11 protein-coding genes are annotated in these 14519 nt (G+C 53.5%); 5 read left to right on the top strand and 6 right to left on the bottom strand.

All coding sequences use genetic code 11. The features are described from left to right. Nucleotides 1-53: 53 nt before the first annotated feature. The 4 genes from EYC87_RS11855 to EYC87_RS11840 form a co-directional block, all read right to left on the bottom strand. Complete coding sequence (locus EYC87_RS11855) at nt 54-1712, bottom strand: M28 family metallopeptidase (protein WP_007228817.1); 1659 nt, start codon at nt 1710-1712, stop codon at nt 54-56. Between the two features lie 55 nt (nt 1713-1767). Further along, nucleotides 1768-3237 (bottom strand): flavin-containing monooxygenase, encoded by a 1470-nt coding sequence (locus EYC87_RS11850; protein WP_279253066.1) that lies wholly within the window; start codon nt 3235-3237, stop codon nt 1768-1770. A 21-nt stretch (nt 3238-3258) separates the two neighbouring features. Continuing rightward, nucleotides 3259-5406: a PQQ-dependent dehydrogenase, methanol/ethanol family gene (locus tag EYC87_RS11845; RefSeq protein ID WP_279253065.1), complete on the bottom strand. Its 2148-nt coding sequence runs from the start codon at nt 5404-5406 to the stop codon at nt 3259-3261. A 123-nt stretch (nt 5407-5529) separates the two neighbouring features. Beyond that, on the bottom strand, nt 5530-6129 hold the full coding sequence (locus EYC87_RS11840) for a DUF2452 domain-containing protein (protein WP_279253064.1): 600 nt from the start codon (nt 6127-6129) through the stop codon (nt 5530-5532). 217 nt (nt 6130-6346) lie between these two features. Between EYC87_RS11840 and EYC87_RS11835 the strand changes: the two genes are divergently transcribed. Then, on the top strand, nt 6347-6661 hold the full coding sequence (locus EYC87_RS11835) for a DUF4197 family protein (RefSeq protein ID WP_279253063.1): 315 nt from the start codon (nt 6347-6349) through the stop codon (nt 6659-6661). 89 nt (nt 6662-6750) lie between these two features. On the opposite strand, the gene EYC87_RS11830 is transcribed toward EYC87_RS11835, so the two are convergent. Both EYC87_RS11830 and EYC87_RS11825 read right to left on the bottom strand, forming a co-directional pair. Continuing rightward, a complete protein-coding gene (locus EYC87_RS11830; RefSeq protein ID WP_279253062.1) occupies nt 6751-7353 on the bottom strand; it encodes a flavin reductase family protein in 603 nt (200 codons plus the stop codon). A gap of 32 nt (nt 7354-7385) precedes the next feature. Further along, on the bottom strand, nt 7386-10481 hold the full coding sequence (locus EYC87_RS11825) for a carboxypeptidase regulatory-like domain-containing protein (protein ID WP_279253061.1): 3096 nt from the start codon (nt 10479-10481) through the stop codon (nt 7386-7388). 161 nt (nt 10482-10642) lie between these two features. On the opposite strand from EYC87_RS11825, the gene EYC87_RS19495 reads away from it, so the two are divergent. From EYC87_RS19495 to EYC87_RS11810, 4 genes are all read left to right on the top strand, one after another. Continuing rightward, nucleotides 10643-10888, top strand: coding sequence for a YgaP family membrane protein (locus EYC87_RS19495; protein WP_423243978.1), 246 nt, complete (start codon nt 10643-10645; stop codon nt 10886-10888). A 196-nt stretch (nt 10889-11084) separates the two neighbouring features. Further along, nucleotides 11085-12551: a flavin-containing monooxygenase gene (locus tag EYC87_RS11820; RefSeq protein ID WP_279253060.1), complete on the top strand. Its 1467-nt coding sequence runs from the start codon at nt 11085-11087 to the stop codon at nt 12549-12551. A gap of 6 nt (nt 12552-12557) precedes the next feature. Beyond that, nucleotides 12558-13508, top strand: a complete 951-nt coding sequence (locus EYC87_RS11815) for an alpha/beta hydrolase (protein WP_279253059.1) — start codon at nt 12558-12560, stop codon at nt 13506-13508. A 135-nt stretch (nt 13509-13643) separates the two neighbouring features. Further along, nucleotides 13644-14504, top strand: a complete 861-nt coding sequence (locus EYC87_RS11810; RefSeq protein ID WP_279253058.1) for an SDR family NAD(P)-dependent oxidoreductase — start codon at nt 13644-13646, stop codon at nt 14502-14504. The last annotated feature ends 15 nt before the right edge of the window (nt 14505-14519 follow it).

Genomic DNA, 14519 nt, shown 5'->3' with positions numbered 1-14519 from the left:
TCCTGTCTTTTGGCCGAGGTGCCAGCCATCACCGGGCAAACGCCAACGGTGGCTTAGTGACGCAGTTTGGCGCTTTCCATTCTCACGTCCTTGAATTCAGACCCCTCGCGCCATTTAGGCCAGCGCGTAGAATTACCCAAAGCGCTTATGATCGTCTGGAATAATTCAATGTCCTGTGCCGCGCCACGCAGGTCCCAGTCGGGATTCCATGCGTCACAGGTTTGGTGATAGCACCTGCCCACGTAGTCGGCGACCCATTGGTCGCCGGCAGCTCGACCGCCTTTGACCAGGTCCGATCCGCCGGCGATACCCATGATCAGTAATACGGGTACGCCTCGTCGAGCGACGGAAAAGTGGTCGGCGCGGAAAAACAAGCCGTTCTCGGGCAGGCTTTCGGGTGTTAATACGCGCCCCTGTAGTGTGGCTGCCCGGGCAAGGTCATCTTCAAGGTCGCTTTGACCTTCACCTACTAAAATGACATCGCGAGCTGGGCCAGCGGTTTGGAGGATGTCGAGGGTCAAGTTGGCAGCAGTCTTCTCCAGCGGATAGATGGGCGCCCTGGCATAGGCTTCTGAACCCAATAGACCGCTTTCTTCCGCTGTCCAGGCCGCAAATACCACACTGCGCTGCAGCGGAGCGCCTGCTTTGAGTACTCTAGCGAGCTCCAGTACACCCGCAATACCCAGGGCGTCGTCATTGGCTCCGGGGCGCACGCGGCGGCCCTGCTCGTCAGGCTCACCCATTCCATAGGCATCCCAGTGGCCTGATACCATTATGGTTTCCTCGGGACGGGTGCTGCCGGGTAATAATGCCAGTACGTTTTGGCTTTCAATAATCTCTTTTGTAACAGTACTTGCAGCACTGAAACTGACGCCCTCAAGTTCAAAAGCCTGAAAGGATGAGCTGCGCGCTTGCACCCGTAGCTCGTCCAGATTGAGACCGACGCTTGTCAATAATTGTGCCGCTGCATCGCCATGCAGCCATCCCTGCAATGCGATTGGGCTGGGTGCCCCTTTTGCGAGAACAATGGAGTAATTTTCTCCTGGAGACGATGAAGCTACGTTCCAGCCATAACCAGCGGCTACGTCTTCATGAATGACCAGTGCTGCAATAGCGCCTCGGCGGCTGGCCTCTTCGAATTTATAGGTCCAGCGGCCATAGTAGGTCATACGTTTGTTGCCAAAAATTCCGGCGACCGGTTCATCCGCCTCTGCCGCAAAGTCGGGGTCGTTTACCAGAAACAGGGCGACTTTGCCGGAAAGGTCGATATCACCATAGTCATCCCATTGTCGCTCCGGTGCGCTAGCGCCAAAGCCAACAAAGACGACAGGGGCCTCCTCGATCGCAATTTGCTCTACCGCACGCACAGTACTGACTTCGATGTCAGTTCCCTGGGTCAAACTCTGGTTAGCCTTTGCGTGGTGAAAAGTCAGACCAACCGATTCTTGCAATTGGGTATGGACCAGCGGTACCGCCTGCGTCCAACTACCATCGTCTCCGCCGGGGTGCAGGCCTAGTCTCTTGAATCTCTCAATGAGGTAGGCGACCGTTTTTTGTTCACCCACCCCCCCTGGTGCGCGGCCTTCAAACTCGTCTGAAGCGAGAACTTTGACAGTGGTTGAAAGTCGTTCGACGTCTATTTGCTGATCGTTTGCGACGCAGGACATAGAAAACAGGATCGACAGGGTCAGCAGGATCTTTTGATACTGCATAAATGAGTACTCCCGGTGGTAGGACAATTTAACGGAATGGTAACCTTTTTGTTCTTCAGGTTTTGATTAGCTCATATTCATGCAGTCCGCCTTCATCCTGGGAGCGGCAGTACTCTTTAAAATTGCCCGGGAACAGGAAGGGGGCATGACCAGATGCGTTGCGATAATAGCTGTTGCAGTCACTTGCTCCCCAGGAAAATGAACCAAAGCGATCGGCCATCCAGTCATTGTAATGGTCAAAGGCCTCTGGTTTGGCAGAGATCGCGGTAACGTCGGAGCCTTGCATCTCGGTGAGCAGGCGCACGATAGTGCTCAAGCTCTTTTCAGCAGTTTTGAAATAGGGGACATTGAGCACCAGGCCATTGGGGCCGATGGCAAAGAAATAGTTGGGGAATCCTGGCATGGCGATCCCTTTGTGCGCGCGCGGATTGTCGGCCATTAGATTCGCCAAATTCTTGCCGTTCTGGCCGATGACTTCGATACGATCAAAGTCCAGAATTCTGTATCCCGTGCAGTAAATAATGACGTCTACTTCAAGCTTGGTTCCATTATCGGTAATCGCGCCATCGGCTGTCACCTCCCTGAGGCCTGCATGAACGAGGTCAACGTTGTCCCTATTCAGGGCGGGATAAAAGTCGTCTGAAACCAGGCCTCTTTTGCAACCGTAACGACTGTCAGGAGCAAGAGCTTCGCGCACTTTAGGATCATCCACGCTGCGATCAATGAATTTTGTTGCGACTTTCTCGAACTGGCCCATGCGGTTATGACCGAGGGTGACGGCATGCTCTACCTGGCCCATCATCGTGCCCTGAATCTTGCGAATCAGTGACATGAGAAAGGGGAATCGACGCCAGCGACGCTGCTGGGAGGGGGTGTACTCTTTCCAGTTTCTGGGCATGATCCAGTTGGCGGATCGTTGCAATACTGTCAAATGTCCCGCAATTTTAGCGACCTCTGGCACTATTTGGACCGCGCTGGCGGCTGACCCCACAATCAGCACACGCTTGCCTGTGAGGTCGACATCATTGTTCCATCGCGTTGCGTGCCAACTTTCTCCGGTAAAACTATCCATGCCCGGTACATTGGGGTAAAGGGGTGTGTGCTGGTTGCCCATCGCATTAATCACCACGTCAAATTCGTGGTTTTCACCCGTGCTGGTTTGCAAAAGCCAGGTATTATTATCCTGGTAATGGGCTCTGGTAACCCGGGTATTGAGCTGCATATGCGGGTTCAGACCGAATTCGCTGGCACAGCGTGCCAGGTAGGACTGGATCTCCGCCGCCTCTACAAAATTTGCCGACCACTCCGGGTTGGGCGCGTAGGAGAAACTGTATGAGTGTGCCCAAACATCACAGGCCAGCCCCGGGTATGAGTGTAAGTGCCAAGTGCCGCCCGGCGCATCCAGGGCGTCGAAAATGGTGAATTCCTTAAACCCCTGCTTTAGCAGTTCGTGGCCAGCGCCAATGCCTGCGGGTCCAGCACCAATGATCGCTACTCTAAAAGAACGCGTTTCGGAATTCGCCATGCTGCTTCCTTCTCTTCCAGGTCAAACAAACAATAGTAATAGCGCTGCAACTTTGTCAGCGAGCCATGTCTTAATTGCGAGCCACCAGCTGGGGTCGTTGTGCAGTACCCACTCATCCTCGGCCCTGTCGAGTATGTAAGCCTTGATTTCAGCGCTTTGGTGCGGCGTGAGCACGGAATCAAATTGAGGCATGCCTGCCGACAGCATTAGGCCTTCGAGAACGACTTGATCAAAGTTCTCATACCAGCTGTTATCGAGCTTGCGCAGATCGGGCACACTGCCGTCAGACACGACGCCAGCACCGTGACAGCGAGCGCAGAAGCGGGTATAGGCCACACCACCGCGATCAATCTCTTCGGCGCTGGCAGTGGTGGTGGGGGGCTTGTTTCGAGTTGAGGGTAACTCGTACCCCGGCAATACCCTGTCACCACCCAGCGCAAATGTGAGTACTCGGCGCTTGGGCGTCGCGGCCTGTCTTTTAAGGCCGATCATCATGCTGTAGCCGCCTCCCTGGCCCGCCATCACTGCAACATATTGGCGGCCATTGACGCTGTAGGTGATGGGGGCTGCGACAATGCCGTGCTGGGTATCAAAGGACCAGAGCGCCTGACCATTTTCACTGTCATAAGCGGTGAAACGATTGTTGGCTGTTCCCTGGAATACAAGCCCGCCTCCAGTGGACAGAACACCGCCGCCCCCCATTTCGGGATTCGGGGCTCGCCAGACTTCCTGTTGATTGACCGGGTCCCAGGCCAATAAGTAGCTATCCAGCATACGCCGCAACAGGGCCTGGCTGAGCAGTCGGCCAAAAGGTGAGTGGCCCATCTTGTAGCCCAGGTTCCATTGCCCCTCGAACCAGGTGTATTCCTCTTCCTGCTCCATGGGGGCTGCAAAGTCCAGGGCGGGTAAATAGACCAGGCCGGTTTGCAGACTGTAGGACATTGAGTGCCAGTTGTGCCCACCCAGGCCACTGGGGCGCACGTTGAAGGGCTCGTCGACATAGCGGGCAGCCCGATTCTCAACCGGTCTGCCGGTATCGAGGTCGTAGTGGCTAGCCCAGTTCACAGGCACGAAAGGTTCTGCTGAGAGCAGTTCCCCCGTGATCCGATCAATAATAAAAAAGAAGCCATTCTTTGGCGCCTGCATCAGCACCTGACGGGTTTGACCCTGCCAACTGATGTCGGCAAGCACCATTTGCTGGGTAGCCGTATAGTCCCAGGTTTCCCCTGGATTTTGCTGATAATGCCATACGTACTCGCCGGTCTGCGGTCGCAGGGCAACAATGGAGGCAACGTAGAGATTGTCTCCACCATCGGGACTGCGCATCTCCCGATTGTGGGGCGCCCCGTTGCCAACACCGATGTATAAGAGGTCTAACTCCGGATCGTAGGCAATAGAATCCCAAACCGTGCCGCCTCCCCCCATCGTCCACCACTGGCCCGTCCACGTCTCTGCTGCGAGTGCCATCTGCTCGGTTTCAAAGCCGTCTTGGGGATTGCCCGGTACGGTGTAAAAGCGCCATAGCTGCTCGCCGGTTGCGGCGTCGTAGCCACTCACATAGCCGCGAACGCCGTATTCAGAGCCACCGTTGCCGATGACAACAACACCGTTAGCAACACGGGGCGCACCAGTGATCGAGTAGTTTTTGCTTGGGTCTATAGTGAGTGACCGCCAGCGCTCGCGGCCGTCAGTTCGGTCAATAGCGATCAGATAGCCGTCTAGGGTGCCCAGCAAAACACTGTCTTCCCATAGGGCTACGCCACGATTAATTGCACCACAGCAGAAGGCGTTAGCGCGCTCCCGCGGCACACCTGGATCGTAAACCCAGAGCTGCTCGCCAGTCGATGCATCGAGGGCGTGGACAACGCTCCAGTTGCCAGTGACGTACATAACACCGTCGGCTACCAAGGGGGTTCCTTCCAACCCACGGGTATCGTCGAAGTCGTAGCTCCAGATTAAACCGAGATTGTCGACGGAGGTCGTATTAACGTCATTTAACGGGCTGAACCGGGTTTCATTCAGGTCGCGCCCATGGCTGAGCCAATGGTCAGCATCAGTGGAAGCTGAAACAAGACGGTCTTGCGTCACTGACGCGGCGGGCAGACCCACACTGTAAAAGAGCAAAGCAAGGCCCGCGCTGAGCAGGGGGGTTTTAAAGACGACTCGCATCAAGATGTTACATTCTGGCGTTATATGTGCCCGCAAGGATAACAGTTTGCCTGTTCCTAGTGGGATAACAACATGGACCAGAGCTCGGTCTTCGTCACTACGATGTCAAGCAGTTCGTGCCTCTCAGGAGGCTGCGGTAAAGCTCGCTGCGTCATCGCTAACCTTTAGGGTGAGTAGCATTTGCTCACCTTTCGCTTGCTCCAGTCCCAGTTGTACCAGAGACCGCTGAAGAGAACTCGCTAGTCCTGATGCCAGGACTCTCCTGTAGTAGGGCAAGTGCGCTTCATAATGGGGAAGGCCTTCGGCGAGCGTGTCTGACGACTGCACGTGGTTCCGAAACTGCTGCTCAAAGTCCGCTAGCGCTGCTAATAAATCGTGTCGCTGGTCAAGCCCGTCAGCCGGCTCTATCTCCCAGGAAGCATCGGGTCGCAGCCGGCATGCAGCAAGATAATTTGCCTCGCGAGTGGGCCGCCACTCTGCGGGGGCAACCAGCGATAGCTGCCATTGCTTGTCCCGAAAGTAGAGATGGTATTTTTTACCCAGCACGGGTCGAAACTTGAATTCGGCGGACAGTACTAATAGCGCTGTAAGATAGTCTACAACGACCGTTCGGGGCGTTCGACGAGGCATGTTCGCAGGCAGTGCCGCGTTGCTGCGCCACATCTGCAGGTCGCTAAGCAGCGGTAGGTTGGCTTTCCCCTGAGGGTTTGGATTATCTGGCATAGGGAATTTACGTGATCGCTCACCAAGTGGATGACTCAGGCAATCAGTGATGCAGCAAGCGGGAATCCGAAGGCGAATCGGCGCTCGCACAGATCGCGACTTTGCCATCCGATTTTGTTAGTGAGGTGCGAAAGAGGTAGAAAATTAGGCAAGTTCTTAAACAAATTCCTATACTAGGAGATACCGCCATCTCCACCCCTTCTCGAAGTAAACCTGCGTGCAAACATTAAAAGCAATTTCGCTAATATTTTTCACGAGCATCGCCATTGGCGTGCAGGCAGGTTGGCAAGACCTGCCAATCGTCCAGCAAACTACTTCCAGAGCAGGTGTGACTTCTACCTACCAAGATATCATGAAGAAAGTAGATAGCTTCAGCAGTTTTCTGCAGTCGGAATCAGTGGATTTAGATCAATCTGTTACCGATGAAGCGCTAAACGGACTGTTTGAAGTTGTCGCGCAGGAAGAAAAGCGCATCAGGGATGACCCAGTAGCCCGGTCTTGGGAATTACTGAAAAAGGTATTCGACTTTTAACGACTGGAATTGGCGGTGCCTGACGTTAGCCTTTGGTCTTTTCTTCTAGTCAATAGCGGCAGCTACAGAGGCTGCTCAGGTGCAATAATCTAGGGGCGCTCGAGTGCGACTTGAGCGGACGTATAGCTGTAAAGATCACCACCCATTTTGCCTACCGAATCCAGTAGCGCTTGATCGATAGCGTTGTCGATATACACACTATCGTCCACGTAAATGGCCTTGACGTCCAAGAGCACAACTGTACCTCCCGCGGGTAACTTACTAATAGAAATTACCTCTTTCAATGAGCACTCGTAGCGCACTGGTGATGCCTTTACCGAACGAGGCGAAACCTTGTAGCTAGCAGTGCTCTCTACACTGGCAAAGTCAAATTCGCTTTCACCCGCGTCAATACCGGCGCTGCATCTATTGGCCTGTTCCAAAAGATGAGCACTGACTATGTTGACGACACATTCTCCAGTATCAACCAGGTTTTTTAGGGTGTCTTTGTCGACGCCGCTGCGCTGCGTTACCTGTGTATAAAGCAACACCGGAGGATTACAACTGGCGACAGAAAAAAAAGAATACGGCGCCAGATTATCAACACCATCGCGAGAACGGGTACTGATCCATGCAATGGGCCTGGGCGCTACTCCACCGTTAAGCAGTTGATAGTTTTTGCGGGCTTCTGTGTCGGCGGCATCAAAAATCATGTTTTTCGAGTTCTACTCCGAGAGTGCCGATATCAGGGTGGCGATGAGCAGGCCGCGTTCGCAACCCCAGGGGCGCTCCAGCTGTCACCGTTGACATCAATAAATAGTGGGTTAGTAAAGGCAAATGCAGGGGTACCGCCCTCACCGAGATTGCCGTCGATCAGATCGTTTAAGGTCTGGTTAGAGGCTTCATTGAGGCTGGCGGGTAGCGCCGGGAAGAGGGGCTCTGAAATACCATCACTGCCGCGTGCTATGACCACGACCCATGTATCTTCGCTGATGTCTTGAAGCTTAACGGTAGCTGTAATCTCGGTGCGCGATGCACCCTGAACGGCTTCATTAACAATGATTTCATTTGCTATCCATCCCTGGTCGCCGGCTCTGACAGTGATATTTGGGCAAACGCCATAGCGCGCTGCAATGTTTTCTGGCGTTACTCGCTGAGGCTGATTGTTAATGTAAAACTCTAAAGTATCTACCTCAGCCCAAGACGGCGTGGCTACCGTGGCCGTCAGTAACACATCGCTCCCTGAATCCGCCGCCAAAGTGGTTTCGTGTTCCAGTCTGAGGCTGGCGCGTTGTTCCGAGCCTTTAAACTCGCCGTCGGCCTGCAGTAGCAGGAAAGGTGCATTGGTGGCGACAGCTTTACCGGCCAGCACATTGGCAGCAAGACTTTCCGCGCCTGATGACAACGCGGAAGCATCTTCAATATCACTTGCGATGAGCGTCCGGGCAGAGGTGCGCGTAAATCGCCGGTCGTGAGTATCGGAGTTTGCAATCCCAATCTTGATAAGGTCTTGATTGATCAAATTAAACCAATCGCCGGCATTCTGGCCGAGAAATCCATTCAATATCCCGCCGCGACCGTTAGCACCAATCCACACTTCCAGGGCATCGAATCCTTCGTCGAAACCATTATCAAGTGCCGGGTCCAGCCTTCTGCTGGCCAGGTCTGTACTTGACCTTGGTGGTGTCATGCCGGTGTCAATTGCCAAACCGGAGGGGCCAAAATGTGAACTGATGTGATTGATTTGCACCAGGTTGTCCATGGGGTCGCTTTTTAACCCGGAAATAATCTCAGCGGGGGGCAAGCTGTAATTGCCATAGACAGGAAAGTCCATGCCAGGCGACGCCTCACCAGCCCAGTCGAAGGAACCTCCGCTGATGCTGTCCGGATCAACCCATACAGGCCAACTGTTGAAATGCCCGTAGTCAAAGGTCGTGGTCTCGCTACTGGCGGCTACACCAATAAGGTCCTCAACGCCCATTGCCTGAAGCGTGGGCAGGAAGTCCGAGCGCACTCCATGGTCCGAAGGCGTAAAAAAGTCTATCCCCTCAGCCAACATAACGGCAACTCGTTCTTCGCGTGTTACTTCAGCGTCTGGACTGTCTATTGAATGCACGTGAAAATCACCGTGCACGAAGCCATCGGTATCAAGCACTTTGACTATTTCGGCTTGTACAGTGGTCACCTGGTCTGGCGCGATAGTAATGGCCTGCTTGAACACTGAGTATCTCGGGCCTCTGGAAACGACAAGTTGGTAGTTTCCAGGCTCAATCGTGATCTTTTGGCTCGCACCATCACGATCAATAAACAGCGCTTGTGCGATACCGTAGGGAAGGTTGTCTGCGTTATTGTCGCCGAATATACCGGCGTTACCGCCAGCCACTGGGTTGCTGAGAGGCGGGCTTGGGTCGAAGCCAACCAACTGCACTTTCGCCGGCCCCGGCCCTATCTCGTCAACGACAGTAACTTCAAGGAATCCCGACGCTGGCATTTCGAAGTCTTGTGTCTTTACTTCCCCGGCTGCAACTGTGAGTTGGGACGGGCCGTTCTCGGGGTAGCGGTAGCCCTCGACATTCGCCCTGATTTCGTACTCACCGGGGGGCAGGCTAAGGCTGTATTGTCCAGCGGCGTTTGTTCGGCTGTGATTCACCATGAACAAAGAGGCCGGACTCGTGTTCGCGTTCAATACCTGGTAAGCAACCACCTGACCGTACTGCAGCGGATCGCCATTGCTGCTGACCACGCCACTGACTTCACCTGTTTCGATGCCAAATATTTCATTGCGAACAGTTGCGATACTGTTGACTGTGCCATCGCCTACTGCGAAGTATCTGCGCAGAGTGAAAGCATCGTCAGCGGGCACGGTATAGTTAGGGCCTACGATGCCAAGAATAAGATTGAGCACTGCCTCGCCATAAACCACAATGTTAATGCCAGCGGTTGAAAAGCTGGATGAACGCTGCTCGCTATGGATTAATCCGTAGGAGACACCAGAAGCGCCGTCCAACCCGCTGTATGCGACGAAGTTGCATTGATCACATAATTCACCTTCCAGTGCGTCACAGGCGACATAGGTTTCTTCGGGACAAGAGGACGTAAATGCGGGTTCGCCAAAGCCTGCGTAGGGCTGAAAGAATTCAACCTGCCCGGAGCCGTTCAGATATTCAGTCATGTAAATTGGAATATCGTCCAGGCCAAGATTTATTACGGAAGTGTCCATGGTGATATATCGCGCTTCAGATTCAAGGCGATAGCAGGTTTCGACTTCTACAGGCAGGTCTCGGTCGTCCGCGCTGGGCGGCAATGGCACGCCGAACTCCAGGATTGCGGAGCTCGCGTTAGCCAGTTCCAATAAATCGTCTGGACCAGAAGCACAAATCACCGCGGCTTCCCCATCGCTGCCGTCGTTTTCGATGCTCACTTCGGTATAATTCGCGGTGTTTTCGATATTTAAACCGATCACAAACTCTTCCAAGTGATCAGGTAGCAGACCACCTTTTGAATCCTTGCGGCTAACATCGATAATGTTGCCGCCAAATGTGCCGATGCTTAACCACTGACGACCCGCTTGCTGAATGATGATCCTGAGGTGCTCGTTTTCGAGTACAAAATCGCCAGCACGCCCGCGTGCCAGAGGTCCCGTCAGAAGATCCTCGTCCGCAGCAACTCTGGCTGAAACAGACGAAGCGGGTGCTATGGGTTCAACTGGCTGTTCAGGTTCAACAGGGTCGGGGCGCGGGTTTGAGCTGTCGCTACAAGCATGCAGCAGCAGGATGATAAAGAGCAGACTAATGACCGACACGGGGGCCAGGCGAGGGAGCTGAAATACGACATTTTTCATCAGAGTGGGGTTCCTCGCGTTATGGCTAGTGAACACAGTCTGGGCCAATTGTTGGCTCCAGTGAAGACAGGGGCGTTAGTCCACGCGGCAGTGAAACTTGCACTCATCCAATTGGCGGAAACCGGCGTAGATACTGACATGCAACCAAGAGTACAGCAACAATGAGTATTGAACAAAACCTGGGCAACGTCGAGAGAGTGACGCGGCTTGTACTGGGTACGTTTCTAATTTGGTTGGGATTAACTTCGCCTCACTTGAATGGAATAGAGTGGTTTGTGGCTATTATCTCAACGGCACTAATTTTGAATGGGATCTTTTCACGGTGCTATCTATGGTACGTGTTGGATATCAACACCAAGACCAAACGCCACGGGAAGTGCTCTCCAGAGACCTCGACTCAAGGTTAAAGACAGAATCGCACTGCGACGGGGCTGACTGAGCCCCGGTGCCATGTCAGGCCATTATCCCACCTTCCGGAGTAGGCAGTTTCCGGCTCACCCAGTTTTACTCTTGAATGCCGCGTCAGCGGTCACGTTCTCGTTTGTAGGTTTTTCCCTGGTAGGTTTAGTATTGTGCGGGTAGCGGTCGATCGGAACACAGCATATGCCAGATAAGAGTTTACGAGTGGTGGTGATTGGAGCCGGCATGGCCGGTATTCTTGCAGGGATCAAGCTTCGCGAAGCGGGCTACAGCAATATCGCAATCTATGAGAAAGCGGCTACTGTTGGCGGAACCTGGCGGGAGAATACCTATCCAGGGCTGACCTGTGACGTGCCAGCACATCATTATACCTTTAGTTTTGAACGCAACCCGGATTGGAGCCAACACCTTTCGAGTGGCGCAGAGATACAGTCTTATTTCGAGCGCACTACAGACCGTTATGGCCTACATGAGGTGATAGAGTTTAATACGGAGGTGACAGAGGCTTTATTCGTTGACCATTTGTGGCAACTGCAACTCAGTGACGGCCGTCGGGACAGCGCAAATATAGTGATCGCCGCAACCGGCGTGCTTCATCACATCAATGACCCTAAATTGCCGGGTCTGGACTGCTTCGCAGGCCGGCATTTTCACAGCGCTCGCTGGGACCATTCTGAACCACTGGAAGGTCAGCGAATCGCGGTAATTGGGATGGGCTCGACGGGCGTTCAAATAATTGCAAACCTGGCCAGGCGAGGCATAGAGGTCAGCCATTTTGTGCGTAACCCGCAGTGGATTATGCCGGTGGAAAATGGAAATTACACAGAGGCCGAAAGGGCGGCATTTCGTGCAGATCCAGAGGCGCTTGCCCAAGCGATGGACTTCGAGGGCTACAGCGCCAGTGTAGAGCGCTATACCGAAGCGCTGACTGATCCTGAGTCTGAGGGCTCATGGTTTATGAGTCAGGCTTGCCGAGAAAATCTGACGGCGAGTATCAAGGACCCCAAGCTGCGAGAGCAACTGACGCCTGATCACGAACCCATGTGCAAACGGCTAATTTTTTCGCCGGATTACTATCAGGCGATACAGAAGGACTGCGCGCAATTGGTACGAGAGGAGATCGTGTGCGCAGAGGCAAAGGGTATCCGTACCAGCGATGGCCAATTGCATGAATGTGATGTCATCGTTTTTGCGACGGGCTTTCGTCCTGACCGTTTTGTGCGTCCCATGAACGTTGCTGGCCTTGATTGCGTCGATTTGGAAGATTTGTGGTCGCAAAAGCCAGTGGCCTACTTGTCCGTTGCAATGCCCGGTATGCCCAACTTTTTTATGCTTAATGGCCCCAATGGTCCCGTGGGCAACTTTTCACTGATCGATATTGCCGAACTGCAGTGGGATTACATCGCTCAACTGATGGACTTGGTGCGAGACGGGCGGTGCCTTGCAGTTTATCCATCTGCCCAGGCAACTCAGGAGTTTGATCAGGCGCGGGTTGAGGCAGCCAAGAAAACGATTTGGTATACGGGCGGGTGTCAGAGTTGGTATCTTGATGCTGAGGGAGTTCCGGCCAGTTGGCCATGGAACTACTCGCGCTTTGTTGAAGCGATGAAAGAACCGGACATGCGCCATTTTGTGATGCTAAAAGGCTAATATTTGATGAAGAATTCTCCCTACGAAATCGATCCCGCGTTCGCTCGCTTACCTCGAATAAAAATTTCAGGTAGTACGTGGGTTTTACGTGCCCTCAGTTTGTTGGTTTCTTGTAGCCGACTGTTCCACCGTTGGAATGACGGACTATCTGCCACCAGCCACGTGATTCAGGGGCGAGAGGGTAATCGGCTTAAAGTCATCGAAATAGCCCCCGAATCGATCACCGGTTCAGCGCCCGCGATCGTCTATTTTCACGGTGGTGGCTTTTTTATGAGCTATGGGGCAGGGCACTTGAAGCAGGTAGAGGCCTACGCAGAGAAATTGCAGGTGCGTATTTTTTTCGTCTGTTACCGTGTGTCCACCAAGGTCGCTTTCCCCGGGCCTTTGAACGACTGTGTGTCTGCGCTTGATTGGGTTTATGACAATGCTGCGACTCTCGGGGTAAACTCCGAGCGTATTGCTGTTATGGGAGATAGTGCGGGAGGTTGTCTGGCAGCCTCAGTGGCGCAGCAGTCCTACGATGAAAGCCGGGCAGCAGGACTGCCGCAAAAAATACGCACGCAATTGCTGATTTATCCGGTTATTGATAGCGATTGCAAGACGGTTTCGGCAACTCAGTTCCATGACACTCCATTATGGAATGCCCACAACAACCTTGTTATGTGGAAGGTTTATTTGCACGATTCGCCCTATCCGGCGCCGCCTCCCCCGTATGCTTCGCCCATGCACAGAAACGATTTTCAGGGTCTCGCGCCCGCTTATATTGAACGTGTAGAATTTGACCCCCTGCGGGACGAGGCTTTGGCCTATGGGGAAGCCCTTAGTAATGCTGGCGTTGAGGTAAGGCAAGTCATGATCGGCGCTGCTGTGCATGGCTATGATCACGTGGATTGCGAAATTTCGACGCAGGGCAAGACCCAGAGGCTCGCGCACATGAAATCAATGCTGTGTGATTAAGGGGCGATAACACCGTCTTCAGAAAATGAGTAGGGCAGATACCGTGTATTTGCCTCGCATGCAAAACACCAAAGCGGCCCCTGGCCGCTTTTTGCAATATCCCGGGCCATCAAGAACAGTGCAAAAGAGGTTGTGATGAATAACCAAGCATCAGCAGTAAACTTGCAGGGTGGTGTCGCGGTGATCACTGGAGCCGCCGCAGGCATTGGCGAAGCGTTAGCGCGCGAAGCGGCATTGCAACTAGGTATGAAAGTGGTACTTGCCGATATCGATGAGGCAGGTCTAGCGCGAGTGGCAGCTGATCTTTCCGCGCAGGGAGCCTCGTTGCTAACGGTTGCTACTGATGTTGCCGATGCTGCTTCGATGGAACGCTTAGCGGCAAAAACGCGGGAGCATTTTGGCAGCGTCCGTCTGCTGGTGAATAACGCCGGCATAGAGACCCTTGGCTTCAGTTGGGAGATTCCAACCGCGCAGTGGGAGAAGATTCTTGGGATCAATGTTCATGGGGTAGTGAACGGCGTCAATGCCTTTGCACCTGCAATGCTTGATTCTGGCCAACCCTGTGTCATCGCTAATATGTCATCGATTGCTGGCATTAGTATCGCACCTATACAGGCGTCTTATGTAATGAGTAAACACGCGGTGCTGGCGTTTAGCGAGTGCCTGCATCTCGAAATGCAAATGAAGTCGGCGAATGTGCAAATATCGGCTGTGCTACCGGGTCCAGTAAAGACGCAGATATTCGAGTGTATTGAAGAGCAGCTTGATACTGTGGCGGCGGAGCATCGACAGCAAATGATGGCCTTGCTCGACACCAATGGAATGAGTGCTGAAGCCGCGGCGCAAACTATTTTACAGCAATTGTCAGCGGGCAAATTCTGGGTCTCTACCCATCCCGAAATGACTCAAATGATGGCAGAACAACGCGCCAGGCACCTATCTTCACTGGCTACGCCAGCTTTGGATATGGAAAGTGCGTTTGAAGCTGATGCCTGAACAGCGCATTTACTG

Origin of the sequence: Candidatus Seongchinamella marina, from assembly GCF_026262685.1 — a bacterium.
Classification (GTDB): domain Bacteria; phylum Pseudomonadota; class Gammaproteobacteria; order Pseudomonadales; family Halieaceae; genus Halioglobus; species Halioglobus marinus.
The sequence above is the reverse complement of the archived record's forward strand: the minus strand, read 5'-3'. Positions and strand labels throughout refer to the sequence as shown.

What these genes read in the sequence shown, in the direction of transcription:
- EYC87_RS11815 (WP_279253059.1), top strand. Translation starts at nt 12,558, where the DNA reads ATGAAGAATTCTCCCTACGAAATCGATCCCGCGTTCGCTCGCTTACCT.
- EYC87_RS11830 (WP_279253062.1), bottom strand. Translation starts at nt 7,353, where the DNA reads ATGATTTTTGATGCCGCCGACACAGAAGCCCGCAAAAACTATCAACTG.
- EYC87_RS11855 (WP_007228817.1), bottom strand. Translation starts at nt 1,712, where the DNA reads ATGCAGTATCAAAAGATCCTGCTGACCCTGTCGATCCTGTTTTCTATG.
- EYC87_RS11840 (WP_279253064.1), bottom strand. Translation starts at nt 6,129, where the DNA reads ATGCCAGATAATCCAAACCCTCAGGGGAAAGCCAACCTACCGCTGCTT.
- EYC87_RS11825 (WP_279253061.1), bottom strand. Translation starts at nt 10,481, where the DNA reads ATGAAAAATGTCGTATTTCAGCTCCCTCGCCTGGCCCCCGTGTCGGTC.
- EYC87_RS11820 (WP_279253060.1), top strand. Translation starts at nt 11,085, where the DNA reads ATGCCAGATAAGAGTTTACGAGTGGTGGTGATTGGAGCCGGCATGGCC.
- EYC87_RS11850 (WP_279253066.1), bottom strand. Translation starts at nt 3,237, where the DNA reads ATGGCGAATTCCGAAACGCGTTCTTTTAGAGTAGCGATCATTGGTGCT.
- EYC87_RS11810 (WP_279253058.1), top strand. Translation starts at nt 13,644, where the DNA reads ATGAATAACCAAGCATCAGCAGTAAACTTGCAGGGTGGTGTCGCGGTG.
- EYC87_RS11845 (WP_279253065.1), bottom strand. Translation starts at nt 5,406, where the DNA reads ATGCGAGTCGTCTTTAAAACCCCCCTGCTCAGCGCGGGCCTTGCTTTG.
- EYC87_RS19495 (WP_423243978.1), top strand. Translation starts at nt 10,643, where the DNA reads ATGAGTATTGAACAAAACCTGGGCAACGTCGAGAGAGTGACGCGGCTT.